Annotated in this window: 28 protein-coding genes; 16 read left to right on the top strand and 12 right to left on the bottom strand. The window is 56.5% G+C overall.

Annotated features, from left to right (window positions below; genetic code table 11):
• Positions 1 to 75: 75 nt before the first annotated feature.
• From GRI36_RS05080 to GRI36_RS05060, 5 genes are read left to right on the top strand one after another with little or no spacing between them, the layout of a single operon-like run.
• Positions 76 to 921, top strand: coding sequence for an SDR family NAD(P)-dependent oxidoreductase (locus GRI36_RS05080; protein WP_160597471.1), 846 nt, complete (start codon positions 76 to 78; stop codon positions 919 to 921).
• Positions 918 to 2,366, top strand: coding sequence for an MFS transporter (locus GRI36_RS05075; RefSeq protein ID WP_160597470.1), 1,449 nt, complete (start codon positions 918 to 920; stop codon positions 2,364 to 2,366). Before GRI36_RS05080 ends, GRI36_RS05075 begins: the two co-directional genes overlap by 4 nt.
• Before the next feature lie 30 nt (positions 2,367 to 2,396).
• The gene (locus tag GRI36_RS05070; protein WP_160597469.1) at positions 2,397 to 3,683 is read left to right on the top strand and encodes an acyl-CoA dehydrogenase family protein; all 1,287 of its coding nucleotides are present in this window, start codon (positions 2,397 to 2,399) and stop codon (positions 3,681 to 3,683) included.
• Between the two features lie 59 nt (positions 3,684 to 3,742).
• Positions 3,743 to 4,831, top strand: coding sequence for a Zn-dependent alcohol dehydrogenase (locus tag GRI36_RS05065; protein ID WP_160597468.1), 1,089 nt, complete (start codon positions 3,743 to 3,745; stop codon positions 4,829 to 4,831).
• 11 nt (positions 4,832 to 4,842) lie between these two features.
• Positions 4,843 to 5,901, top strand: coding sequence for a phosphotransferase family protein (locus GRI36_RS05060; RefSeq protein ID WP_235902167.1), 1,059 nt, complete (start codon positions 4,843 to 4,845; stop codon positions 5,899 to 5,901).
• Between the two features lie 71 nt (positions 5,902 to 5,972).
• Here GRI36_RS05060 and GRI36_RS05055 read toward each other — a convergent pair whose 3' ends face one another.
• Entirely contained in the window at positions 5,973 to 8,108 is a 2,136-nt protein-coding gene (locus tag GRI36_RS05055; protein ID WP_328598356.1) for a S8 family peptidase, read from the bottom strand.
• Positions 8,109 to 8,517: 409 nt separating this feature from the next.
• Here GRI36_RS05055 and dapD point away from each other — a divergent pair, with 409 nt between their 5' ends.
• From dapD to GRI36_RS05040, 3 genes are all read left to right on the top strand, one after another.
• The gene (dapD, locus tag GRI36_RS05050) at positions 8,518 to 9,357 is read left to right on the top strand and encodes a 2,3,4,5-tetrahydropyridine-2,6-dicarboxylate N-succinyltransferase (RefSeq protein WP_160597465.1); all 840 of its coding nucleotides are present in this window, start codon (positions 8,518 to 8,520) and stop codon (positions 9,355 to 9,357) included.
• 87 nt (positions 9,358 to 9,444) lie between these two features.
• A complete protein-coding gene (locus tag GRI36_RS05045) occupies positions 9,445 to 9,696 on the top strand; it encodes a hypothetical protein (RefSeq protein WP_160597464.1) in 252 nt (83 codons plus the stop codon).
• A gap of 8 nt (positions 9,697 to 9,704) precedes the next feature.
• Positions 9,705 to 9,932 (top strand): hypervirulence associated TUDOR domain-containing protein, encoded by a 228-nt coding sequence (locus tag GRI36_RS05040; protein ID WP_160597463.1) that lies wholly within the window; start codon positions 9,705 to 9,707, stop codon positions 9,930 to 9,932.
• A gap of 20 nt (positions 9,933 to 9,952) precedes the next feature.
• Here the strand turns inward: GRI36_RS05040 and GRI36_RS05035 are convergent, their stop codons facing one another.
• Positions 9,953 to 11,215, bottom strand: a complete 1,263-nt coding sequence (locus GRI36_RS05035) for a dipeptidase (RefSeq protein ID WP_160597462.1) — start codon at positions 11,213 to 11,215, stop codon at positions 9,953 to 9,955.
• Between the two features lie 74 nt (positions 11,216 to 11,289).
• On the opposite strand from GRI36_RS05035, the gene GRI36_RS05030 reads away from it, so the two are divergent.
• Complete coding sequence (locus GRI36_RS05030; protein WP_160597461.1) at positions 11,290 to 11,691, top strand: DoxX family protein; 402 nt, start codon at positions 11,290 to 11,292, stop codon at positions 11,689 to 11,691.
• 6 nt (positions 11,692 to 11,697) lie between these two features.
• Here GRI36_RS05030 and GRI36_RS05025 read toward each other — a convergent pair whose 3' ends face one another.
• The gene (locus GRI36_RS05025) at positions 11,698 to 11,949 is read right to left on the bottom strand and encodes an SWIB/MDM2 domain-containing protein (RefSeq protein WP_160597460.1); all 252 of its coding nucleotides are present in this window, start codon (positions 11,947 to 11,949) and stop codon (positions 11,698 to 11,700) included.
• A gap of 44 nt (positions 11,950 to 11,993) precedes the next feature.
• The gene (locus GRI36_RS05020) at positions 11,994 to 12,596 is read right to left on the bottom strand and encodes a YbhB/YbcL family Raf kinase inhibitor-like protein (protein WP_160597459.1); all 603 of its coding nucleotides are present in this window, start codon (positions 12,594 to 12,596) and stop codon (positions 11,994 to 11,996) included.
• A gap of 252 nt (positions 12,597 to 12,848) precedes the next feature.
• Between GRI36_RS05020 and GRI36_RS05015 the strand changes: the two genes are divergently transcribed.
• A complete protein-coding gene (locus GRI36_RS05015) occupies positions 12,849 to 14,330 on the top strand; it encodes a S41 family peptidase (RefSeq protein ID WP_160597458.1) in 1,482 nt (493 codons plus the stop codon).
• A 146-nt stretch (positions 14,331 to 14,476) separates the two neighbouring features.
• On the opposite strand, the gene GRI36_RS05010 is transcribed toward GRI36_RS05015, so the two are convergent.
• The gene (locus GRI36_RS05010; RefSeq protein ID WP_160597457.1) at positions 14,477 to 15,175 is read right to left on the bottom strand and encodes a hypothetical protein; all 699 of its coding nucleotides are present in this window, start codon (positions 15,173 to 15,175) and stop codon (positions 14,477 to 14,479) included.
• A gap of 128 nt (positions 15,176 to 15,303) precedes the next feature.
• Between GRI36_RS05010 and GRI36_RS05005 the strand changes: the two genes are divergently transcribed.
• Positions 15,304 to 15,657 (top strand): DUF962 domain-containing protein, encoded by a 354-nt coding sequence (locus GRI36_RS05005; protein WP_160597456.1) that lies wholly within the window; start codon positions 15,304 to 15,306, stop codon positions 15,655 to 15,657.
• Between the two features lie 119 nt (positions 15,658 to 15,776).
• On the opposite strand, the gene GRI36_RS05000 is transcribed toward GRI36_RS05005, so the two are convergent.
• The 4 genes from GRI36_RS05000 to GRI36_RS04985 all read right to left on the bottom strand — a co-directional run bounded on the left by GRI36_RS05000 (position 15,777) and on the right by GRI36_RS04985 (position 18,005).
• The gene (locus GRI36_RS05000) at positions 15,777 to 16,340 is read right to left on the bottom strand and encodes a fasciclin domain-containing protein (protein WP_160597455.1); all 564 of its coding nucleotides are present in this window, start codon (positions 16,338 to 16,340) and stop codon (positions 15,777 to 15,779) included.
• A 400-nt stretch (positions 16,341 to 16,740) separates the two neighbouring features.
• Positions 16,741 to 16,992, bottom strand: coding sequence for a hypothetical protein (locus GRI36_RS04995; RefSeq protein ID WP_160597454.1), 252 nt, complete (start codon positions 16,990 to 16,992; stop codon positions 16,741 to 16,743).
• Between the two features lie 78 nt (positions 16,993 to 17,070).
• Positions 17,071 to 17,277 carry a cold-shock protein gene (locus tag GRI36_RS04990; protein ID WP_202392122.1) on the bottom strand — a complete coding sequence of 69 codons (207 nt, stop codon included), beginning with the start codon at positions 17,275 to 17,277 and terminating at the stop codon, positions 17,071 to 17,073.
• A gap of 266 nt (positions 17,278 to 17,543) precedes the next feature.
• Positions 17,544 to 18,005, bottom strand: a complete 462-nt coding sequence (locus tag GRI36_RS04985; protein ID WP_235902166.1) for a COG3650 family protein — start codon at positions 18,003 to 18,005, stop codon at positions 17,544 to 17,546.
• 135 nt (positions 18,006 to 18,140) lie between these two features.
• On the opposite strand from GRI36_RS04985, the gene GRI36_RS04980 reads away from it, so the two are divergent.
• Genes GRI36_RS04980 through GRI36_RS04970 form a run of 3 tightly spaced genes read left to right on the top strand, consistent with a single transcriptional unit; the run spans position 18,141 to position 19,493 of the window.
• Positions 18,141 to 18,470 carry a zinc ribbon domain-containing protein YjdM gene (locus tag GRI36_RS04980; protein WP_160597453.1) on the top strand — a complete coding sequence of 110 codons (330 nt, stop codon included), beginning with the start codon at positions 18,141 to 18,143 and terminating at the stop codon, positions 18,468 to 18,470.
• Positions 18,470 to 19,015 (top strand): lipocalin family protein, encoded by a 546-nt coding sequence (locus GRI36_RS04975; protein WP_160597452.1) that lies wholly within the window; start codon positions 18,470 to 18,472, stop codon positions 19,013 to 19,015. Before GRI36_RS04980 ends, GRI36_RS04975 begins: the two co-directional genes overlap by 1 nt.
• A gap of 22 nt (positions 19,016 to 19,037) precedes the next feature.
• Positions 19,038 to 19,493: a YaiI/YqxD family protein gene (locus tag GRI36_RS04970; RefSeq protein ID WP_160599069.1), complete on the top strand. Its 456-nt coding sequence runs from the start codon at positions 19,038 to 19,040 to the stop codon at positions 19,491 to 19,493.
• A gap of 17 nt (positions 19,494 to 19,510) precedes the next feature.
• Here GRI36_RS04970 and GRI36_RS04965 read toward each other — a convergent pair whose 3' ends face one another.
• Positions 19,511 to 19,903, bottom strand: a complete 393-nt coding sequence (locus GRI36_RS04965; RefSeq protein ID WP_160597451.1) for a DUF6632 domain-containing protein — start codon at positions 19,901 to 19,903, stop codon at positions 19,511 to 19,513.
• A gap of 157 nt (positions 19,904 to 20,060) precedes the next feature.
• On the opposite strand from GRI36_RS04965, the gene GRI36_RS04960 reads away from it, so the two are divergent.
• Together GRI36_RS04960 and GRI36_RS04955 are read left to right on the top strand one after the other, a co-directional pair.
• Positions 20,061 to 20,489, top strand: a complete 429-nt coding sequence (locus GRI36_RS04960; RefSeq protein WP_160597450.1) for a hypothetical protein — start codon at positions 20,061 to 20,063, stop codon at positions 20,487 to 20,489.
• Between the two features lie 116 nt (positions 20,490 to 20,605).
• Positions 20,606 to 21,220, top strand: a complete 615-nt coding sequence (locus GRI36_RS04955) for a DUF2726 domain-containing protein (protein WP_235902165.1) — start codon at positions 20,606 to 20,608, stop codon at positions 21,218 to 21,220.
• A gap of 303 nt (positions 21,221 to 21,523) precedes the next feature.
• On the opposite strand, the gene GRI36_RS04950 is transcribed toward GRI36_RS04955, so the two are convergent.
• Together GRI36_RS04950 and thiC are read right to left on the bottom strand one after the other, a co-directional pair.
• Positions 21,524 to 22,993, bottom strand: a complete 1,470-nt coding sequence (locus GRI36_RS04950; RefSeq protein ID WP_160597448.1) for an ApeA N-terminal domain 1-containing protein — start codon at positions 22,991 to 22,993, stop codon at positions 21,524 to 21,526.
• Complete coding sequence (gene thiC, locus GRI36_RS04945; protein WP_160597447.1) at positions 22,993 to 24,891, bottom strand: phosphomethylpyrimidine synthase ThiC; 1,899 nt, start codon at positions 24,889 to 24,891, stop codon at positions 22,993 to 22,995. Before thiC ends, GRI36_RS04950 begins: the two co-directional genes overlap by 1 nt.
• Between the last annotated feature and the right edge of the window lie 27 nt (positions 24,892 to 24,918).

Raw genomic sequence — 24,918 nt, 5'->3', positions numbered from 1 at the left:
CGTCAGGCAAAGGAGCGTTGACCATCGGGCTAGTACGCCTAAGCTAGTTGCAGAACAAAACCTTGGGAGAGGTATATGCGATTCTCCGGCAAGACTGCCGTTGTTACTGGTGCTGCGTCTGGAATTGGCAAGGCATCTGTGCTGCTGCTCGCAAGCGAGGGCGCGGTGGTTTATGCTGCTGATATCGACGAAGCTGGCGGCACGGATCTGGCCAGCCAGTCAAACGGCGCGATTGTTTTCCAGCGCTGCGATGTGACCTCCACCGAAGAAATCAAAGCGCTGATGGACCGAGCAGCGGCTGAAACTGGCGGCATCGATATTGTGTTCAACAATGCCGGGGCCGGCGGTGATGGCGCACCGATTGACGAGATTGAGCCGGAAGGCTGGGACCGGACAATGGACCTACTACTACGTTCGGTCGCGTTCGGTATCCGCTATGCCGTGCCGCACATGATCGGTCGTAAGAACGCGTCGATTATTAACACTTCCAGCGTGGCGGCAATTGGCCCAGGCTATTCGCCCAACGCCTATGCGGTTGCTAAGGCCGGCGTGCTTCATCTGACCAAAATGTCAGCTGCGGATCTGGCAAAACATCAAATCCGTGTGAATGCAATCCAGCCTGGCTTTATCAACACTAACATTTTCACGACGGCGCTGGAACTAACCGGCGAGCAGGAGGCAATGGGCAAGGCGGCAATTGCCCACATGTCCGCCAGTGCGCAGCCAGTGTCCCGTGGCGGTCAGTCAGAAGATATCGCAAACGCAATGGCATTTCTTGCGAGCGAGGAGGCATCTTTTATAAATGGCACGTCAATCGTCGTTGATGGCGGGATAACTATTGGCCCCAAATACTCTTGGGACCCGGATGAACCCGACATGTTCGAGGCGCTGCGCGCAATGGCGGAAGCGATCCAGAAGTGAGCACACATTACCCTTTACCCTTAAAGCTAAAGCTCATCCACGGCTTCGGTGCGGTCGCATTCGGGGTTAAAGACACCGGCTTCAGCTTCTTCCTGATGATCTATTACAATCAGGTCTTGGGAATGGATGCCGGGACCGTGGGACTGGTGCTGCTGGCCGCGCTGCTGATTGACGCGGTTGTAGATCCCATACTCGGCAATCTATCCGACCGAACCTATACCCGCTGGGGACGAAGGCTGCCGTGGCTCTATGCCGCGCCGATCCCGCTTGCCTTCGCCTGGATAATGCTGTGGTCGCCCCCATCGGGCGATGCGCCTTCCGCACTGGGCCTGCTAGGCATTGCAGTGCTGGTTCGCATCATGCTGTCTGCATGCGAGGTTCCGTCGGTTTCGCTCGTGCCAGAGATTACTGCCGATTATGACGAGCGCACCACGCTTTTCCGTTATCGTTATCTTTTCGGATGGGGCGGCGGGACGGTGATGATGATACTCGCCTACACCGTATTCCTGCGCGGCCCACAAGGATTGCTCGAGGAAGGCGGTTACTTACCATACGGGATTTTCGGTGCGGTTTTAATGGTGGCTTCAGTCATAGGATCGGCCATCGGCCAGCACCATTTGGTGGCGAAATTGCCGGACGAAAAGCCACCGCCATTCAGCGTAAAAGCGTCATTCTCTGAAATAAAAGAGGCATTCTCGGAACGTGCATTTCTGATCTTCGCCGCTGGCGGACTGGCCGCTTACATCGCGCAGGGTATGACGTTCTCGATCTCGAATTACCTCAATCTGTTTGTGTGGGAATTTAACGAAACCGCACTAAAGGTTTACCCGCTTGTCTTGTTTGTCAGCGTGATGCTGATGTTCGTCATTGTTGGGCCAATGCACCGCAAATTCGGCAAACCGGCCAGTGCGGCAATCGGCGCAATCGGCTCAATGATCATCGGTCTGATACCATACGGCTTACTCCTCGCAGGATTTTGGCCCGAGGTTGGCGGTTTCGATTCAACCGCCCTGCTTTATTGCTTCATCGTGTTGGGCAATATGCTGGGAATCGTGGTGATGATCTCGGCGTCATCAATGGTGGCCGAAATCGTCGAGGCCTTCGAAGAACGCGGCGGGCGCCGAGCCGAAGGGGCGTTTTATTCGGGCAATTGGCTGGTCCAAAAATGCGCGACCGGTGCCGGAATTTTCATCACCGGACAGATTGTGGCTCTTTCTCAATTGTCCGCCAATTCCCAGCCAGGCAGCGTGCCGCAGGGCGTAATAAATGACATCATTTGGATGTTCGGCGGAGCAACTGTCGTGCTCGCATTAATTGCAGCCTTCTGGCTAGGACGCTTCCCCATCAACCGCGATGACCATGAAGCGCGCGTTGCTGCGATGAAATTAAGAAGAACTGGCGGATCGGCGCAAGGCGCTGTCGACGCGGCACCAATCAAACCCTAAGCAATTTTACGACTCAGAAAGGATTACCCCATGAATTTTGATCTTACCGAACGGCAGACCCACTGGCGCGACCGCGTTCGCGATTTTATCGAGGCGAATATCCGCCCCAACATGCAAACCTATATTGATCAGGATAATGCGGGCGATCGTTGGAAAGTCATCCAGATTATCGAAGACATGAAGGTTAAGGCCAAGTCACAAGGTATCTGGAACCTGTTCATGCCGCCTCAGGGCCAATTGACCCACGTCGATGACACATTCGAATTTGAAGGCCCTGGCCTGACAAACCTCGAATATGCACTGTGCGCCGAAGAAATGGGCCGCGTCGGCTGGTCAAGCGAAGTGTTCAATTGTTCGGCGCCCGATACCGGCAATATGGAAGTGTTCCACCGTTACGGCACACGCGAGCAGAAGGATCAATGGCTGGGCAAGCTGATGAATGGCGAAGTCCGCTCCGCCTTCCTGATGACCGAACCTGCCGTCGCTTCATCTGATGCGACCAACATCGAAACCCGCATCGAGCGCGATGGCGATGACTATGTCATCAATGGCCGGAAATGGTGGTCTTCGGGTCTCGGTGATCCGCGCTGCGCTGTCTCTATTGTGATGGGCAAGACCGATTTCGCTGCAAAGCGCCACGCGCAACAAAGCATGATCCTGATGCCGAATGACGCACCGGGCGTGAACATCATCCGCCACTTGCCAGTGTTCGGTTATGATGATGCGCCGCATGGCCACATGGAGGTGGAAATGAAGGACGTGCGCGTTCCTGCAACCAACTTGCTGCTGGGCGAAGGTCGCGGTTTCGAGATCGCTCAAGGGCGCCTCGGGCCAGGCCGGATCCATCACTGCATGCGCACCATCGGTGTCGCGGAAGAAGCGCTGGAGAAAATGTGCAAGCGACTTCAATCGCGCGTCGCATTTGGCAAACCGATCTATCAATATTCGGTCTGGGAAGAGCGCGTTGCTCGTGCCCGCATCGATATCGACATGACGCGTCTACTTTGCCTGAAAGCGGCCGATATGATGGACAAAGTCGGTAACAAATCGGCCAAGCAGGAAATCGCGATGATCAAGGTTCAAGCGCCGAATATGGCGCTGAAGATCATTGATGATGCGATCCAAGCCCATGGCGGCGGCGGCGTGTCGAACGATTTCGGTCTAGCCAGTGCCTATGCTCATCAGCGCACCTTGCGTTTGGCTGATGGTCCTGATGAAGTTCATGCGCGTTCGATTGCTCGCATGGAATTCGCCAAGCACACCGAAATGCCCAAAGATGGCGGCATGAGCTCAGGTGACATGGGCGCAACCCGCTAAAGTCACACTAGACAATACTTCCCCTCCCGCTTGCGGGAGGGGATTACAGGAGTAGAATATTGGTAAAAGCGGCAATCCTAGAACAGCCTGGAAATGGCCTCGTCATTGGCGAGGTCGAACTGGCTGATCCAGCCCCGCACGAGGTTTTGATCGACACCAAAGCTTGCGGCCTGTGCCATTCCGACCTGCACTTCATTGACGGCGCTTATCCGCACGCATTGCCGTGTATCCCCGGGCATGAAGCGGCGGGCGTAGTACGGGCAGTGGGCAGCGAAGTGCGTTCGGTAAAGCCGGGCGATCATGTCGTATCCTGCCTCTCGGCGTTCTGCGGCCAATGCGAATTCTGCGTTACGGGCAGGCTCGCCTTGTGCATGGGCGCAGCAACGCGGCGTGGGCCGGATGGAGCACCGCGCATCACCCGCGATGGTGGCCAAACGGTCAACCAGATGCTCAATTTGTCTGCATTCAGCGAACAAATGCTGATTCACGAGAATGCTTGTGTTGCGATTAGCAAAGACATGCCGCTGGACCGGGCTGCATTGCTTGGCTGCGCCGTGACAACTGGCGCGGGTGCAGTGTTCAATGCGGCAAAGATTACTCCAGGTGAAACGGTAGTAGTCGTTGGTTGCGGAGGAGTAGGCCTTGCAGCGATTAATGCAGCGCGGATTGCTGGGGCCGGCATGGTCATTGCAGCAGACCCGCTGGAGGAAAAACGTGAATTGGCCAAAGTGCTCGGCGCCACTCATACAATTGACGCGGCGGCAGAAGATGCCGCGAAACAGATCATTAAGCTTACCGGCGGCGGAGTGCATTACGCTATCGAAGCTGTTGGACGCCAAGCCTCGGCTGATTTGGCAGTCGCATCGTTGCGGCGCGGCGGCACTGCAATCATTCTGGGAATGATGCCGCTCGATTGCAAAGTCGGACTGGGCGCGATGGATTTGCTCGGCGGCAAGAAACTGCAAGGCGCGATTATGGGCGAAAATCATTTCCCGGTCGATCTTCCGCGTCTGGTAGACTTCTATATGCGCGGCTTGCTTGATCTCGACACATTGATCGCGGAGCGGATCAAGCTGGAGGACATCAACGCCGGATTTGACAAAATGCGCGCCGGAAACAGCGCCCGATCTGTGATTGTGTTCGACTGATGGAACAGGAAATGGACTACGAGAAGGAAATGGTCGGCACGGTCGATGTGCCCGAGGCTGATAAGCTTGACGAAGCCAAACTGTCCGCATGGATGGAAGCCAATGTCGAGGGCTTTGCTGGCCCGCTGACCATGACCAAATTCAAGGGCGGCCAGTCAAACCCGACGTACCGCATCGATACTCCGGCGAAATCTTACGTCCTCCGGCGTCAACCATTCGGCAAATTGCTGCCCAGTGCACATGCGGTAGACCGCGAATACAAGGCTATGGCTTGCCTCGGCCCAACCGGCTTCCCAGTCCCCAAGGCTTACGGACTGTGCGAGGATAAAGACGTGATTGGCGCGATGTTCTTCATCATGGGCCTCGCCGATGGACGCAGCCTGTGGGACGGATCGCTGCCCGCTTCAGAGCCAGCCGAGCGAACCCAGATTTACAACGCCATGATCGATACAATCGCTGATCTGCATAAGACAGATGTCGTCGCGATTGGTATGGACGATTTTGGCAAGCCAACTGACTATTGCGCCCGTCAGATCGCACGCTGGTCAAAACAGTACAAACTGTCCGAAACCGAAGTAATTCCAGAAATGGATGCGTTGATCGAATGGTTGCCAACCACCATCCCCGAACAACATGCAAGCAGCATCGTCCACGGCGATTACCGGCTCGACAATATGATTTTCCACAAGGACAGGCCCGAAGTTCTGGCTGTGCTCGATTGGGAGCTTTCAACGCTTGGTGATCCTGTCAGCGACTTCTCCTATCTGATGCTGAATTGGATCAGCCCGGTTGATGGTCGCGCCGGCATTGGCGGGCTTGATCACAAGGCACTTGGCATCCCGACAATGGAAGAAGCCGTCGATCGTTATGTCGCGCGCACCGGATTTCCAGTGCCGCCGATGGATTGGTATTTCGCCTTCAACCTGTTCCGTCTCGCCGGGATTATCCAAGGCATCAAGAAGCGCGTGATCGATGGTACCGCCTCAAGCGCGCACGCCAAGAAGATGTCAGACCGCGTGGTTCCACTAGTCGAGCGCGCCTATCATTACGCGAAAAAAGCCGGCCTCTAACTTAGGCCTCTAACTTAGGCCTATAACTTAGGCCTATAACTCAGGTGTTTAAATCATGGCTCTAGGACTGCTTAGAACGCGGTGTTCCATTTGAATGCGGCGCCCGCATCATCGGGCGATGCTGCCACATGGCCGGGTTGCTGCCGGTAGAATATACTTGCCGCGGTGGACCCTCCCCACAATTGGCCGCGCCATGCAAGTTCAGCCATTATCTCACGCCCCTCCGGAGCAAGCGACAAACGGCGGTTACCGAATATTGCACTTTCAGTTGCGTAATCATAAGCAATCGGCAGGGCTAGATTTAGACCGCCGCCACTCACTCTGAGCGGCTGGGAAACCCGCAGCCCCAAACTATCGCCGCGTTCAAAAATATTGCCCCGCATGATGTCGACAGACCAAGCGCGACTGGAAAAATCCGATCCCCCAGCGATCAGGCCGCTACGACGTACTCTTGTGAAGCCTTGCCGTAACGCGCCGCCGATCCGCCAATTGGATGCAAAATCATACCCGAGCGAGCCATCAAGGAACAGCGTGTCAGCACCCGAATTGCCAATCGAGTCATGAAAGAATGCGCCAAGTACGGTTCCCTGTTCCTGCATCCAGCTCAGGCTCGTTACCGTGTTGACTGGTCCGAGATTGTGGTCGGCCGCCAAGGCGAAATTACTGATATTGTGGCGTTCAGGTTGGCGTACCAAGACACCTTCAGCTCGGCGCGCCGAGCTCAGCCAAACGTCGCCTCTATCAGCACTCATGGTCAGCCCCCAACGCCCGACTTTGCGCCTGACGGCCACAGAAGCATCGCTCCTTTGGAAAAACCCGGTATCGCTTGATGCCTCTCCGGCAATCAGAAATGCGGGCCTGCCCTGCCCTTGCAACTGTAGTGCGAGACCCTGCGCCCCTTCGGCAAAAGCAAAGGCAAGATCGGTATCAGGAGCCAATTTGACTGCTATGCGTGCGGCAAGAACCTGTGCCTGATCTGCCTGTTCGCCAGTTAAATGCAGCTGGCTCACAGATACGGCTCGTCGATTGTCAGCAACCGTATACGCCATCGCGATGCCGCCTTTTGACCGCGCAACTCGCCGGCCCTGCTGCTGCATCGCGCCCAACAACCTAGGACGGATCGAGGCGCTCCGAATCCGCCCGCCAAAATCATAGCCGAACGCCCGATCATATCTGTCGGTAATCACCGTTTTGATAGACGCATTCACCAACGCATCACCCATGGGCGAAGACGCGATGCCCGTATCGTCGGAAAGCGCCACTGAAATTGTTGTGCCAGCCAAAGTTGTTGTCCCACTTGGCTGCAAGGATGCTGCGATATCAAGAATGCCCGTTCCAAACCGAGCGTCGGTTCCAGGGGCGCCTGCCTCTCGTGCGGAACCAAGCAGTATCTCGACGATCTCTGCGCCAGTTAGGTTGGGGAACGCTTGCGCCAACAGAGCAACTGCACCAGCTACTTGTGGCGCGGCAAAACTCGTCCCTGAAAATAGCGTTACGAAACTGCCATCTGCATTAGTTGTGACCTGCAATTCGCCATCCTCATAGATGCAACAAATTGCCTCCCCCCTCGCAGAGATGAAGGACCCAGCCGAATTGCCGGCGCGATTACTGAAGTCAGAAAATGCACCGCTCTCATCCACCGAACCAACAATAATGACGTTGGCTCCCCCTGCTGCGAGTAAACCCGCCGCAAAGGGATCGGGCTGGTTTGGGTCAATAGCAGCGTCAGTCGTGTCGCCATCATTGCCTGCGGAAACGACAATCACAATGCCAGCCGCCGCCGCACGCGCGATGGCTTCGTTCAAGCTGCGCGTAGGCGGACTGCCTCCTAGGCTCAAATTAAGTACCGTTGCGCCTGATGCAATCGCTTGATCGACACCAGCAGCGATGTCCAGATCAGCGAATTCGCAGCCGTCGAGTGAAGCATCGCTGCCTGCATTACACGTTCCGGGGCGATCGGCTCGCAATGCGAGCACGTTGGCGTCAAACGCAATCCCTACCACGCCAAGATCATCTCTCGCTGCAGCGGCTACCAGCGCGACAAGGGTGCCATGATCATCCACCGCTTCCACCGAACTGTTGCCCGCTACGTCAACCGAGTCCGGATGGAGTCGGCCCGCAAATTCGGGGCTGTCGGTATCGATACCCGTGTCAATAATAGCAATTGTCGAGCCAGTGCCAGTAATCCCGTCCTGCCAAGCTGACACTACATTATGAAAACCAGCCCCGTCTGAGCGCCGGAATTCGGCTGTATTGAAATTTGTCGCCGGAGGCGGTGGTGGCGGTGGCGATGGCGGTGGCGGTGGCGGAGGAGGCGCTGGAGGAGGCGCGCTGACAACACCACCTCCTCCAGAGGTACCGCCACCGCCGCACGCTGACAGCACAGCCAGTGCGGCAAGCGCACAACAAATACGAATTCTTGAATGCTGTGCCGGGAATGCGGACATGAAAGCGACCTTATATAATTCCCCGGACTTTGAGATTGTTAGACTGAACCGGCACTTAAGGTAAAGGGTTAGCGGATCTTGATAGATCACCTCGCCTCAATCGCACTCTTGCCGCCCGCACCTGCCAAGGCTAGCAGCCCCTCTAATTACTACACAACCGGAGCATTAAATGAACGCCAACCTGCAAACCGCAATCGAAGCCGCTTGGGAAGACCGCGCGAATGTCTCTCTTGCCAGCAACGAAGTGCGCCAACATGTCGATGCTGCATTACATATGCTTGATAATGGATCAGCGCGCGTGGCTGAACCTGACGGAAGTGGAGGATGGACGGTCAACCAATGGCTGAAAAAAGCCGTGCTGTTGTCTTTCCGCCTATACGATAACGTTGTTGTAGATGGCGGCGCAGCAGGCGCGCCGGCATTCGACAAGGTGCCTTCGAAATTTGCTGGTTGGGACGAGGCTCGATTCCGCGAGGCCGGGTTCCGGGTTGTGCCCGGCGCCGTGGCACGTCGCGGCTGTCATATCGGCAAAGACGTTGTGCTGATGCCAAGCTTTGTGAATATCGGTGCATATGTTGGTGATGGAACCATGGTAGACACTTGGGGCTCGATCGGCAGCTGCGCTCAGATCGGGAAAAATTGCCACATATCCGCAGGAACGGGCATTGGCGGCGTGCTTGAACCGATGCAAGCTAACCCCACCATCATTGGCGACAATTGCTTTATCGGGGCGCGTTCCGAAATCGTCGAAGGCGTTATCGTCGGCGAAGGCTGCGTCGTTGCGATGGGCGTGTTCATTACCCAATCGACCAAGATCGTGAACCGGACCACGGGCGAAATCGTCACTGGCCACATCCCGCCATACAGTGTGGTTGTGCCCGGCGCATTGCCTGGCAAACCCTTGCCCGATGGCACGCCCGGGCCGTCGCTCGCTTGCGCTGTGATTGTGAAAACGGTCGATGCACAAACTCGTTCGAAGACAGCTATCAACGACCTGCTTCGGGATTAACAGCTGGGCGATCGAGGAACTGGTCTGGCGTTACACCGTTCCAGTGTTACAATAGATTTAAATCCTAAAAAGTTTGAAGGCAAAAATATGCATAAAGATGGCGAAGAGATTCACGTTAGCGAGAGCGAAGCAAGTGGCGGCACTAAGACGGGGCATATGCGCTGGGTTCTAGGTATCGGTCTGCTTTTGGCAATCGGCTTCATGTCGCTGATCTGGATTACCGGCGCCCTGTCACAAGGCGACGAAGAAAGTCAGATCACCGCTGGCGCGACGACAGAAGCAAATTCTGGAAATGATGCTGATTCAACCGATAGTATCATCGGCGCTGGCGAAGAATAAGCCAACCGGTGAGCGATTCAAACAGTTTCCAATCCAAGCAACACGTCCAATGGAATTGGGGTGGAGGCGTTGGCAAGGGCCAGATCACGGAGCGCTTCGAGCGCGAGGTGACATGCACCTTGCAGGGAAGCGAAGTGACCCGCAAGGGTGACGTAGACAATCCTGCCTATCTGATAAAGCAAGACGATGGTGACGAAGTTCTGAAGCTAGGTTCCGGGCTGGAAGCGCAAAACTGATCTGAGCGGAAAAGCGTCGCTCAGTCCGGAACCCGGGTTTCGATTGGAGGTATCGCTGATGCGCTGTGCTTATACAATTCTGCAGCTCGCATAACCCGCATCATGTTGTGAAAAGAGATATTCTCCAGATCGCGTTGTGAATATCCCCGGCGGGCCAATTCAGTGAATAATGCCGGATAGGTGGAGACATCTTCAAGCCCGTCTGGACCGAACGGGATGCCATCATAATCACCCCCAATTCCAATGCTTCCCACTCCTGCAATTTTGCGGACGTGATCGATATGATCGGCCACGTCGATGATGCTGGCCCTAGGCAGAGGGTTGGCTTCATCCCAAGTCGCAAGCAAACCTTCGACCCGTTCGGGCTGCCCCTGCCATAGCGCCTGAAGTCGCGATACTTCGGCAGACCTATTCGCGTTCCAAACCCGCGCTGCTTCGCTAACGAAGCCTGGCACGTGCGTTATCATAACAATCCCGCCGTTTTCTGGCAGACGGCTAAGCACTGAATCAGGCACGTTGCGTGCATGACCATTGATTGCCCTCGCCGACGAATGGCTGAAGATTACCGGTGCCTGTGTGATATCAAGCGAGTCATGCATTACCTTCTCGCTGACATGGCTCAGGTCAACCAGCATACCAAGTCGGTTCATTTCACGCACAACATCTTTGCCAAAATCGGTCAGCCCATCATGCATGGGTGTATCGGTCGCGCTATCGGCCCACGGCGTATTTTTCGAATGCGTCAGCGTCATATATCGCGCGCCGATCTCATAGGTCTGCCGCAAAACTGCCAAGCTCGACCCGATCGAATGGCCACCTTCCATTCCCAATAAAGAGGCGACGCGGCCCTTATCGACAGCCGCTTGCACATCATCAGCCGTGAGCGCGAGCGTAAGGCTATCTGGATAATGGCTAATCAAACGCTTGGTCACATCGATTTGCTCGATTACCGCCTGCACCGCTTCCGGCTCGCTCAATGAGGCGCTGACATAGACCGACCAGAACTGCGCCCCGACTTTGCCTTCGCGCAGCCGGATCAGATCAGTGTGCATGGTCCGACCGCCGGAATGCTGTGGCCCGGTGTTCGCAGTATCGTTAAAGTCAAAGTCAGAGATAACATTGCCGAACCGCCCGCGCAGCTGAATTGGCACATCATTATGTCCGTCCCAGATTGGCGCGGCCTCCAATGCAGCAGCAGCGGTTTCTTCCGGCGTTTCGGCCATCACAGGGTCTGCAGAAAGGGCCACCAAGGGCAGCAGGGAATACAATGCGAGCTTTTTCATTTACGGTCTCCGGCAACAGGCGGTAGGGACTATTGAAGGTAGTCTTACTGCAAAGCATTTCTGGGGGAAGCGCAATGTTCCGGACAATTTTGATGTGGGTCTTGGCACTCTTTTACGCGATTGCTGGCTATTTTCATCTGGCCTCGCCCGATGGGTTTCTAGCCATCATGCCCGGTTGGGTGCCCTACCCCAAGGAAGTCGTGCTGCTGACCGGCGTGGCAGAATTGCTGGGTGCAGCAGGAATGGTCCAACCGTTCTGGCCTCATTTGCGACGCGCGGCCGGTATTGGGCTAGCGCTTTATGCGCTGTGCGTGTGGCCAGCGAACATAAATCATTTCATGTCGGATATGGCGCGGTCTGATAACGGCTTAGGCCTTGGCTATCATGTGCCCCGGATGATTGCCCAGCCGATCATTATCTGGCTGGCTTTGTGGGTAAGCGGAACGACCAACTGGCCGTTCCGCCCCAAAGATTAACCTATCTTAGGTCAGGTGCTTAGAAACAGCAGCTGTCATCTTGAACATAGAGATCTGGTCTTTGCCAATCACTGGTGCAAGCTTCGCATCAGGATTGATCTGACGCTTGTCTTTGCTGTCCTGAAGGTCATTGCCCTTGATGTATTCCCAGATTTTCGAAGTAACCTGAGCGCGCGTGAGCGGACCCTTGCCTATTACGGCCTCGAGCTCCGGTGAGAGCGTTACAGGTTTCTGAAGTGCGTTGTTCTTGCCAGCCATGTGTAGTTCCTTTCGTGGATTGGCGTTGGTGTTAAAAAGCGTAATTATTCTACGTCTTCATCCTCGTCCCATGTTTCGTCGTCACCTTCTTCGCGCTTATATGTACCTGTGAGCACGGCAGCGGCGACGACATGGCCCTCTATCGACTTAATCAGATCGGCGCTGGTAGCACCTGGCATCAAAGTCAAAGGAAGGTCGAGCGCGAAGATCTGAAAAACATATTGGTGCGGCTCATCGTCCTGCGGCGGTTCAGGTAGCAGCCATTCCGAATTGCGTTTGGAATTCTTGCCAACCCGCGGCGGAGTTTCGCCTTCGAGCAGCATCCCCTTCTGGCCGGGCAACCCCCAAACCGACCAGTGGCAAGTCAGCTTATCGCCATTGGTGTCGGCATCCTCGACCAAAATCACAATTTCTTGCGATCCGGGAGGCGGCGCGCTCCATTCCAGCGGCGGTGCGACAGCGTCTTCTTCATCGGCGGTGAAGCACGGATCAAGCGCCTCGCCGTTTTTAAAGGCAGGACTGGATAGGGTGAAACCGCCCCGACCGAACGAACGTTCATCAGCGATCCTGGCAACCGTCAGCTTGGCATGACCCGCATGAGGTTTGGCCAAAGCAGCGCCGAGCCAAGCGGGAACTTCTGCAGACATATCCAATCTTCTCCTTGTTTTCGGTTCTAGGCCCGAGATTTCGCAGGGGCGAGGCTTCGCGCAGGAAAATGGGGCCTTAAATGCGGGTTTTCCACCGATGTGATGGAAATTTACGCTTAAAGACCCAGATTTACGGATGAAAATGCAAAATTGTGTCTCATGTGCGCTTGCCCAGCCTTTGTTCAGGCGGCATCACCTTTGTATAAATTGGGTGTCCGCCAACGGGCAGGGTCGCAATCGAACGGGATTATTATGGGTCGCAATGTTACGTCGGGTCGCAAATTTGGTCGCACTATAGGGCGCAATGTCTTGAGTGCCACGCTGGCATTTTCCCTGGTCGCTTGCGGCGGTGGAGGCAATGGCGGAGGCGGCCCGATTGCGGGTGGCCCTACGCCAACCCCTACCCCGACCCCCACCACCTCGGCCTGTTCGGTATCTGCGCGGCAGGATTTTGCCCTCGCCGTGCTCAACGAATGGTATCTGTTCCCCGATCTGCTCGACACGACTGTCAGCAAATCCAGCCACGCCACCGTGCAGTCCTATATAGATGCCCTGGTCGCGCCGGCGCGTGCGCAGTCCAAGGATCGCGGTTTTACCTACATCACCTCCATCGAGGAGGAGAACGCATTCTTCAATTCCGGCTCCAGCGCGGGTTTTGGCATCCGGCTTGGGTATGACAATGCCGCCAACCGCGTTTTCGTGATCGAGGCTTTTGAAACCGCGCCCGGTTTTGATGGCGGTTTTGACCGCGGCGTAGAGCTCCTGTCTATCGGCACCAGCGCCGGCACATTGGAATCAATCGCGACGATCATGGCCAATGAAGGTCCGCAAGGGGTGATCAACCGGCTTGGCCCGTCGGACGCCGGCGTTTCGCGCACCTTCCGCATTCGCGGCACCGACAATGTCGAACGGCAAACCACAGTCGTCAAGGCCGACTATTCGCTCGATCCCGTTTCCAACCGCTATGGCGCGAAGATCATTCAGGATGGCACCAAGCGCGTCGGCTATATCAATCTGCGCACTTTCATCGATTCTGCCGAGCCCGATTTGCGCGCCGGTTTTGCCGATTTCCGCGCTCAGGGCGTGACCGAAGTCATCATCGACTTCCGCTATAATGGCGGCGGCCTCGTCCGTATTGCGGAGCTGATGGGCGATCTGATGGGCCGTGACCGCGTGGGCCAGGTGTTCAGCCGCACCACTTTGCGCCCCAGCAAGGCGAGCGAGAATTCGACCGACCTGTTCGGCAGCCAGCCCGAATCCATCGCACCGACCAAAATCGCCTTTATCGGGCGCGGCGGCACCGCCTCTGCCAGCGAGCTGGTGACCAACGCCTTCATCCCGTATTTCGGGACCAATATGGCGCTGGTCGGGACCAACACATTCGGCAAGCCGGTCGGCCAGTTCGGCTTTGACAAGGCCGAATGCGATGACCGGATGCGCGCGGTCACGTTCAAGACCGAAAACGCCAATGGCCAGGGCGAATATTTCACCGGTCTCGCCTCGGTTGTGCCCAATACCTGCCTCGCCGCTGATGACATTACCCAACCACTGGGCGATGCCAATGAGGCGTCGATTGCACAGGCGCTGTCGTTCCTGCGTAATGGCGCCGCGACCTGCACTGCGATTACCGGCACACCCGGCGTGCAGGGGACACAGCGCGGCGCGCCCGAACGCCGCCTGCTCCAGCCCGACAATCCGACAGCGGCACAGCGCGAAGTGCCCGGACTGTTTTAAGGCAGCTTGGCCTGCGCCCCTCCACCGCCACGGCCCCGCCCCGCCCCCGCCCCGCCACAGCGATGTAGGGTTTAGGGTTACACCTGTAACCTAACACACCCCGGTCAAGTGGCTGGTTTTGCAGCATTTGCGTGTTGGAGAACGGGTTACACATTTGCCCGGGTGGTTAAATCGGGCGCGCTTGTCTCACTGGCGGTGTCATCTTCGATGTCGCCAATGGACGCATCGCCAGCCTCCTCATTGCCAGCCCCCTCATTGCCAGCCCCTTCATTGCCAGCACCCGCATTGCCATCCGGTCCATCGGCCTCGACACGTTCCAGCAAGCCGTCCCAATCGCCAGCCCATTCATTCATCATACCGCCGAAACGGTCGGGCGCGGCGCGGCTGCGGTTGGCCAGCATCGCCATTGTCAGCCGCTCATTATAACGGCGCGATGTGCCGACCAGCTCGCCGCCATGATAATGCGGCACCTCGACACCATTGATGGCGCGGTCGAGCGCGGCCTGCGCCAATTGGTCAAAGCCGTGGTGGAAGGCGACCTCCCACGCCAGATCGAAATGGGTATCACGCAGCCGCTGGCGCAGGCGATAGGCTGATTGCCTGCTCATCCCCGCCGCCCGCGCCGCACCCGCAACCGATTGCGTCGCGCCCAACGCCTCAAGAAAAGTCACCATCCGCGCCGCATCCCAATGCCGTTCGTATTTGGGGATGTGAGGTGCCGTGTTCGGGTGGTTATGTTCGGGGACCGGCGCAGGGCAATGCGCCCCCACCGTCACGGAAGTGGAGGCGGAACCCCTCTCGACCAGCGAGAGCGATTGGTGAGTTTTGGATATAGGATCGGTCATGGACCGAGTGCTAACCTATTTGGTTAGGTGTAGGAAAATGCGCAACTATATTGACTGAGGGTAACTAATTCTGGGGGACTATGAACGCTTGTATTGCTCGTAATTGATGGTTCTGCCATTCTCAATCCATGCCCCAGATCCACACATCTTTCTCCACCTTCTGGCCGTTCTATTTGCGCGAGCATTCCAAGCCTAGGACGCGGGCTTTGCATTATGTCGGGACTTCGCTGGTTGTCCTGATCGCTGGCTTTGCGGTCTGGGCAGGCATCACCACTGGCAATTGGTGGTGGCTGGCAGGGATGCCGCTGGCGGGATATTTCTTCGCGTGGCTGGCGCATTTCACGGTCGAGAAGAACCGTCCGGCCACCTTTACCTATCCGTTGTGGAGCCTCGCCGCTGATTTCAAAATGTGGTGGCTGTGGCTGACGCGGCGGCTTGGGCCGGAGTTGGAGAAAGCGGGCGTTACGCAAGGCACGCGTTGAACAGCGCCAGAACGCTTCGCGCTGGCCTGCCCATCCATTCGCGGTACGCACCGCACGCAAAAAGGGCGGCTCCCGCAGGAACCGCCCTTCTTTAATTCGTATTGATAAACCCGTGGGGCTTATTTCGGCATCAGAACCGTATCGATTACGTGGATCAAGCCGTTCGATGCTTCCACGTCGGTTGCAGTAACGGTGGACTTGCCGCCGGCTGCATCGGTCAGGATTACCGCATCGCCTTCGATGCTGGCAGTCAGCTTGCCGCCGTTGACGGTGCCGATTTCATAGGTGCCGCCGCCATCGGTGATTGCTGTGGTCAGCGTTGCAGCGTCCACTTTGCCCGCTACCACGTGGTATGTCAGAATGCCGACCAGATCGTCGCGCATATCTTCGCCCATCAGTGCGGTCATTGTTTCGGCTGGTACTTTCGAAAACGCATCATTGGTTGGTGCGAACACGGTGAACGGTCCTTCGCCCGACAATGTTTCGCCCAGTTCGGCGGTTGTTACCGCGCTGACGAGTGTCGAGAAATCAGGGTTACCGGCGGCCACGTCCACGATTGTGGTGCTGGCTTCTGCGGTGTCGCTTACTGCGGTTTCGTCAGCGGTTGTGTTGTCTTCGGCTGGTGTGCCGCACGCTGCGAGTGCGAGGGCCGAGACGAGCGCTGGGATTGCATAAAACTTCATGTATCAAAAATCCTGTAGTTGGATGAATGTTATCCCGCAGCATCCGCTGTGGGTTCGGGTAATTAATGCGCCGCCAGCCAGCTTGTTCCAAGAAATACGAAAATCATCTGCGTGGTCCCTCGCGCTGGTAACGACACAGGAGATACGCAGGCCAATCCGAAAAGATGCAGATGTTTTGGGAAGGACTGCGTGTGTGCCTGTGTGTGCGAGTGTGTGTGTCTGCGTAAGGGGGAGGTGGAGGAGGATCGTTCGGTCGTGCGACATATCCTGCCAGCGCCGGTCTCGCCCGTCTGGGGACGTGCGGGAATGCTGGCGGGGGCGTAACCTCCGACCGGAATGTTCGATTAAATTGTAAGCGGTGTCAGCTGGACGCCGGCGTTAGAAAACCCGGTAAGGCCGGTTAGCTGGCGAGTGCTTCGGGAGCGGCGAGAACCTTTGCAGCTTCCAATTCGGCAGCTTCTGCCTGTCGCTGTTCACGGTCGATCCGCGCAACTTCGCGATCTTCTTCCATTTGTTTGGCGCGGTCAGCCATTTCACGCCATGCTGTCTCGCTGCGCAATGCGCGTTCGCGGACATTATCGAGCTTCGCAGCCTTTGCTTCGGCGGCAGCTTCTTTCGCGCGTGTATTGTAGAATTCGAAATTCTGGCTCAAAACTATTCTCCTGCTGAAAAAACGACAAACCCGGATGCGGTGCCTCGGTGGCGGCCACATCCGGGATGAAGTTGCAGGTTATGCGGCGGTGAGGTTCACTGCCGATGTCTTGCCATTACGACCTGTTTCCAGTTCGAAATTAACGCGCTGTTCTTTATCAAGCGTCTGCATGCCAGCGGCATGGACAGCTGTGATGTGAACGAATGCGTCGTCGCCGCCGTCTTCAGGCTGGATGAAACCATAGCCTTTGTCGGCGTTGAAGAATTTTACTGTTCCGGTAGTCATTATAGCGTTCCTTTCGAGAACGTAGTGACCCGTCGCGACGGATTTGCCGCGTGCGGGGTATGCATCAGATCGTGAATTGAAAGGAAGTCGTCGCCATAAGGAGAAACACCCGTTTCGGGGTGTTTCCGTAGTCACAGTACCGAAGTCCGTCGCAAATTTCGACGTCAGCTGAGCCTGTGTAGCACGGGATGCGCGATTCACCTAATGCTGAGTGACTCTGCGTATAGCGCGCCGTCCCGATGCGGGAATTGCGCTATGGATTGGCATCAGGGGTTGGGGTCGCCCGCAAACGGCTGCGCATCGGTGTGGCCGCAGCCAGTGCGCAGCTCATCGCCCAATTGCAGCGTTATACTGAAGGGATAGGTCCGGTCCGACATCCCGTCGCTGCAATCGCCCGGCGTCACCGCCATGTCGAAAGCCGCCACATTGCCCGCCACATTCCCTGCCACGTCCATTTCGCCACTAAAACTCATCCCGCCTAATCCGGCGAAGCGCTTCACGGTGATAGTCTGTCCTTCGGGATCCTCCGGCGTGGTGTAGGTCAGCCGGGTGCCGGCAACCTCCCCACCCCAAAATGGCTCTGTCCCGCCAAAATACAAAGTCTCGTCCGCCGCGATGCCATCAAAAACTTCCGCCTCGTCCGCAGTAACATTTGCCGGGTCAGCGCCGTTGCAAGCCGCCAGCGGGAAAGACATCGCCGCAAGGGCCAGAATTGTGAAGTTGCGCATGACTGCCTCTCTGTCTCGTTTCGCACATAGTTACGCTATTTTCGGCAATATCCAAGCGGCTTGAACTGACATTGGATTACCGCCGCCACAGCCTTCATCCTCGACAAACGGCCATGCTTTGACCAAAGCAGCCGCATGGAAAATACCGACAACGCCAACGATGACTATGTCTATGACGAAGCCAGCGGCGAATGGATGCCAGCATCCGAATTGGCCGCAAAGGACGCTGCCGAGGGTGCTGACGGGGATGAGGTCGAAGTCCGCGACGCAGTCGGCAACATTTTGGCCGATGGCGACCAGGTGACGCTGATCAAGGATTTGACTGTCAAAGGCGCGGGCCAGACGCTGAAACAGGGCACGCTGATCAAATCGATCCGCCTGACCGGTGACGCGCAGGAAATCGACTGCCGCTATCCCGGGATTAAGGGGCTGGTTCTCCGCGCTGAATTTGTGAAGAAACGCTGATGTCCAGGAAACTCGCAACAATTCTCGCGCTTGCCGCTGCCTCACTCGGGTTGGCTGCCTGCGTCGGTTCCCCCGGCCCGGTTGGCAATGTGGCTGTGCCCGAGCCGGCGAAGGCGGTCGCGATCGATCGGTATCTGGGCCGCTGGTATGAATATGGCCGCTACGAAGCGCCGTTCCAGAAAGGCTGCGAGGCGGTCACGGCCGACTATTCCTTGCGCGATGACGGCAAGATCAAAGTCATCAATTCCTGCCGGCAAGGCAGCATAGATGGCGAAGCAAAACAATCGACCGGCCGCGCCAAAATCGTCGATGGCAGCGATGGCGCGAAGCTGAAAGTATCCTTCTTCGGCCCGTTTTACGGCGATTACTGGGTGCTCGATCACGGGGCAAATTATGAATGGTCGATCGTTGGTGAACCCAGCGGACGCTATCTGTGGATGCTGACGCGCGAGGCAAAGCCGGACGCCGATACCCGGACATTGCTGAAGCGCCGCGTGACCGGGCTCGGCTATGATTGGTCGCTCATCCGCATGACACAGCACTGAGGCCCCGGCTTTGAGCACCGCACTGAACATCCTCGTCGATGCCGATGCCTGTCCGGTAAAGGACGAGATCTACAAGGTCGCCCTGCGGCACAAGGCCCCGGTTACAATCGTCAGCAATTCCCCGTTTCGCATTCCCGACAACCCGCTGTTCAGCCGCGTCGTGGTGAATGACAGTTTCGACGCCGCAGATGATTGGATTGCGGAGCGTGCGAACGCGTCATCTGTGGTCATCACCGCCGATATTCTGCTGGCCGAACGCTGCGTGAAAGCGGGCGCGGCGGTGCTGGCGAATAATGGCAAGCCCTTCACCGCCGATTCCATCGGCAACGCGGTTGCCGTTCGCGCAATCATGGCCGACCTTCGCGCCGGAGCGGACGGCATCACCGGCGGCCCGCCGCCATTCAGCAAGGCGGACCGATCCCAGTTTCTTCAGGCGCTGGACCAGATATTGGTCAAGCTGGCGCGCACAAGACGCTAACCGGCTTGACCCGTAATCTACCCTTGCGATTGGGCGGCTGACAAGCCGCGCGACAACCACCCCAGCACCGCCGCCACCAACAGCAAAGCCGGAACATCGCCGAGCAAATGCCCGCTATGCATTGGTTCGCCAAGGGCCTGCACCGCCATGATCACCGCATGGACCACGCTGGACCAGATGGTGAAGCGGATCAGCGATAGATGCTCTGCAGGGTTCTTCGCCGCAAGGATCAGGCATACCCCCAGCGTCAGATACACGCCCAGGATCATCGCGTAATAATGATTGGCGAGCGGCGGCCCCTCGTGCCACATCCAGCCAGCCGGCCAAACCAGCGCAAGCGGATAAACCAGACAGAATATCGCGCCAAAAACCACCAGCGCGACCTGAAGATATGTGTATTTGCCAAGCATAGCGTAGCCCTCTCCAAGAGCGACCCTGAACTGCTACACTACGCCTCAGCGCGCAGGGTGGCAAATTGGCCGGTGGACAAGGCGATCCGGCAGGGCGTGGCAGATGCCCGTATCCAGCGGCATTGACTTGCATGGTGTATTGTATAGGTAATACACCATGCTCAGGAAATTCATGCGCCCGCTTGCCATCATCATTTGCCTGCTGTTCCTCGCCTCCGGACTTGTTCGCATCGGTGTCAGCATCCTGATGATCGGGCAGGCATCCGGCTGGTGGATGTTCGCGGGCGAAGCGGTCGAGGCGCTGTCGGGCACACAGCGTTTCATCGCCGAGGCTCCGCTCAATTTGGTGGGCTTCACACCCCTCACCTATTTTGGCTTTATCGCCTTTATGGGCGTGACCATCAGCCTGGGCGCGCTTGGCCAGATATGGCGCAAGCGATGGGGGCTGGTCCTCATCGGCATCTATCTGCTGAGCCACGGCTTCCTTTTTGCAAACTTCGGAACGGTGAATCCGAAAATCCTGTTGCTGGCACTAGCCGCAGCAATGGCCGGAGTTCTGGCTTGGGCTAACCGGCAGGAAAACTGACCCGCCCATTATCGCTTCCTAAAGTTCTTGTGTCAGATTCCATTCCGCCAACTGGAGAATTTGACTATTTCTCCAGATTCAAACAATAAACTGCGCCTATGGATAGTGTTAATTACTTGTTCGACCGACCCGTAACGCTTGTCATTGTGCTGGTGATTGGCGCTGCGATGGGCGTATTTCTGGAACGTATTTTTGAAAAAGCGGACCGTGAAAAGCGCAAGGCATACTGGCGCGGGCGTAATGCGGCGAAGAAGGGGCGCGGCCCCCGCGCAGTCGGCAAAACGAAAAGTCCGCGCGTCACTGCCGCGGATTTTGCTGGCGACCAATTGAAAACAGTGATGCGGGCAAACTTCACACCGCGCGCCCTGTTGAACCGGCCCGAGGCCAAAGTGTTTCAGGCGCTCGATACCGCTGTAATTGCCCGCAACTCCGGCTGGCAGGTTATGGCGCAAGTTTCTCTCGGTGAATTTCTCGCCAGTGAAGACAAGGACGCCTATCTCTGCATCAATTCAAAACGCGTCGATTTCGCGCTGATGGACGAGAAATGCCGCGTTGTTCACGCGCTGGAATATCAGGGCAGCGGCCATCACCAAGGCAGCGCCGCCGCCCGCGATGCGGTGAAGAAAGAAGCATTGCGCAAAGCGGGTATTGGCTATCACGAAATCGTTGCGGGACACACAACGCCGAGCGAGCTTAGGGCACTGGTGGAGAAGTTGGTTGTGGCGGGTTAGGCGGCCAATTCGCGCAAAATATCGCGGTCCTCGCGCATAATCTCGTCCGCCGCCTCCATCTTGGCGATGTAGTCCTAACCGATAGCCGTTATCCGCGCTCCATCAGGCGCCTCGGACAAATGCAAAGCATCCCCCAGCCCGACACGCAGCCGAGCGAGCACATCCTAGGGTAGGACAATCCCGGCAGAGTTGCCGATTTTGGTAATTTTGAGCGGCTTTTTCATACGGGTGTTATAACCTGTTAGACGGCTTAAGCAAAATACTAACCATTTCGCTCAATCGTAGAATTAGAGGCTAGTCTCACTATCCGCGAATGTTCCGCGTTTTATAGCCCTGCCAAGCCCAGTTCATGCTTGTGAGCGCGAGTAAATTTCGTTCATCGCTAGCCTTTCGGTCAATCGGAAAGCCAGTGGTATGAAGATCATAAGTAACACAAAGATACACTAACGTTCTTGCGACGTCTCCAGCTATTGACTGCTCACCATCAGTCAATTTTGTTCCGTGAGCAAATTTGTTCCGAAGTTGGAGTGCGATGCTCACAAAGGTGCTGATATCTTCACTTTTCGGAAACAATCCATTCGCAAGATTGGTAAGCCTTTGCCGAGGGCTGGTGCGCTGGAAAGCCCCAAGCAGGCCGCGTATTGCATCCAAATCGATAGACGCATCTACCGCGTGTGCTGCATCCGCCATCTTACTTATAGTGGTTGAAGAAACACCGCTCTTCCCGCCTAATTCTGGCAGTGACTCAATGCCTGCCATGAGCAAGGTAATAAGTGACGCGTCAATTTCTTTCTCAAGCCGCAGCAACGACAATCGAATCGCCGCTCGAAAGAAGTGACGTTGATCCGATACCGCAAGCCAGCTTTCCATTATTTTGGAAAACTGGTTTCGCTCACGCCAACGGGAATAGGGAACGTTGGTTGGATGCACCTCTCGGCGCCGCTTTTTTCCATCCTCTATTTCATTTGACAGGTAAACATCCGCGGATGGCCAGCCTTTTTTGAACTTTGAGAAACTGACTCTTTTGATCGAAAGATCACATAGAGCGAGTTGATCAAAAAAGCCCTTTATTCGCCAGAGTCGATCAATTGCCTGATCTATCGATACCGGAGTGCTGAACGTTACGCCAATCATCGGCGTGATTTTGATTTCGTGACTGGTCCAACCTAAACCTCGGCGAGACCGTGAATGCCAAACTTTTATCTTCATATCTTCAAGTGTTATATTGAGATAGGTTTTCGGCTTGTGCACGATGTATATATCTGCGGGATCGCTTGCGTGCTCTCGCGATTTCAGTCCTCTTGGTGGTTTCCAAGCTCCCGATCGGATCGCATCGAGAACTGTCTGTTTGTCCTTTTGTCCATGCATGCTTCTCCACTCGATCGTGTCATAGACAAAGAAGTTTTCAGCAGCTTCCAGCTCGAACGACATGTGATGTAATGACTTGTCGTTCCGGAGGTTCTCGGTGCCGAAAATGACAGTGTTTGGAAAAATACTTGAGGTGTACGATCCAGCGCTCTTCCCACCGACAGAGCCAGGCATAGATTGCGATTGCGATAAGGCGTTATGGAGAAGAATTTGGAAGCCGCGATGGTCCCTGAGTTCCAGATCGAACCAACCATTTTCGTCGTCATCAAAATGATGAAAATCTGTCGAGTTCAAAACTACTTTGGTCTCTGGCCCGCCTAGGTGTAGATAGCCTGCGAGACTACCAACATTAGCACGGATAGGGGTGAACTGATAATCAGCTTCAATTTGCTTGAAACTACGCATCACTCCTCTTCAGGCAAATACAGTTCCTGCCCTTTATCCTTATAGATCTTGGACATCTCGCGCATGCCTTCTTCAGCAAACTTGCGGCTTGCCTCGGCGGTCTCCGAACCCAACTTCTCGGCAGCCAAGAACCCGTCTGCCGTCTGGTTCTGTTTCGCCGCGAAATCGCGCACTTCCTGACTGATCTGCATCGAGCAGAATTTGGGGCCGCACATGGAACAGAAATGGGCCGTCTTTGCGCCTTCTGCTGGCAGTGTCTGGTCGTGATATTCCTCCGCCGTTTCGGGGTCGAGCGACAGGTTGAACTGGTCGCGCCAACGGAATTCGAAGCGCGCTTTGGACAGCGCATCGTCGCGGGTTTGGGCGGCGGGGTGGCCCTTCGCCAGATCAGCCGCATGGGCCGCCAGCTTATAGGTAATCACGCCGACTTTCACATCGTCGCGGTCGGGCAGGCCGAGATGTTCTTTCGGCGTGACATAGCAAAGCATCGCGGTGCCGTACCAGCCGATTTGCGCCGCGCCGATGCCGCTGGTGATATGGTCATACCCCGGCGCAATGTCGGTGACTAACGGCCCGAGTGTGTAGAACGGAGCTTCGCCGCAAACCTCCAGCTGCTTCTCCATATTCTCCTTGATCTTGTGCATCGGGACGTGGCCCGGCCCCTCGATCATTACTTGCACATCTTCTTTCCATGCGCGGTGAGTCAGTTCGCCCAAGGTGTAGAGTTCGGCGAATTGCGCCTCGTCATTGGCGTCCGCGATACTGCCGGGGCGCAGGCCGTCACCCAGCGAATAGGCGATGTCATAGGCCTTCATAATCTCGGTGATGTCGTCGAAATGTTCGTAGAGGAAGCTTTCCTTGTGATGCGCGAGGCACCATTTCGCCATGATGCTGCCGCCGCGGCTGACGATGCCGGTGACGCGTTTTGCCGCCATCGGGACATAGGGCAGGCGCACACCGGCGTGGATGGTGAAGTAATCGACGCCCTGTTCGGCCTGTTCGATCAACGTGTCGCGGAAGATTTCCCAAGTGAGGTCTTCGGCCACGCCGCCGACTTTCTCCAGCGCCTGATAAATCGGCACTGTGCCGATGGGGACGGAAGAATTGCGGATGATCCATTCGCGGGTGTCGTGGATGTTGCGGCCCGTGGAAAGGTCCATCACCGTATCCGCGCCCCAACGGGTGGACCAGACCATCTTGTCCACTTCGCTGGCGACATCCGATGCCACCGCGCTGTTGCCGATATTGGCGTTAATCTTGACCAGGAAATTGCGGCCGATCGCCATCGGTTCGCATTCGGGGTGGTTGACGTTGGAAGGGATAATTGCCCTGCCGCGTGCCACTTCGTCCCGCACAAATTCAGGCGTCACAAATTCGGGGATCGCCGCGCCAAAACTCTCGCCGCCGGACGGCGCAGCGCGGGCCATTTCGCGGCCGATATTCTCGCGGGTCGCGACATACTCCATCTCTGGCGTAATGATGCCTTGTCGGGCGTAATACATCTGGCTGAGGTTCTTGCCCTCTTTCGCACGGAGCGGACGGCGCAATTCAGTCGGGAACGGAGGCACACCGCCGCTGCGATCAGGGCCAAGCTGGCCGTTATCTTCGGGCTTTACTTCACGCGGGGCATATTCCTCCACATCGCCGCGCGCCAGCTGCCAATCACGGCGAAGCGGCTCAAGACCCTTGTTGATATCGATGGTCGCCGCCGGGTCGGTATAAGGGCCGGAGGTATCATAGACACGCACAGGCGGCTCGCCGCTGGTCGGCTCAAGCTCGATTTCGCGCATCGCGACTTTGACATCGGGATTGCCGGGTGCCTCGATATAAATCTTTCGGCTGCCGCGAATCGGCCCGGTGGTAACGCCAATTTCGATGTGTGAGTTAATGTCGGCCATGCGCGTAGTCTCCAATTGCGGAGTGCG

This window comes from Pontixanthobacter gangjinensis (genome assembly GCF_009827545.1).
GTDB lineage: Bacteria > Pseudomonadota > Alphaproteobacteria > Sphingomonadales > Sphingomonadaceae > Pontixanthobacter > Pontixanthobacter gangjinensis.
The sequence above is the reverse complement of the archived record's forward strand: the minus strand, read 5'-3'. Positions and strand labels throughout refer to the sequence as shown.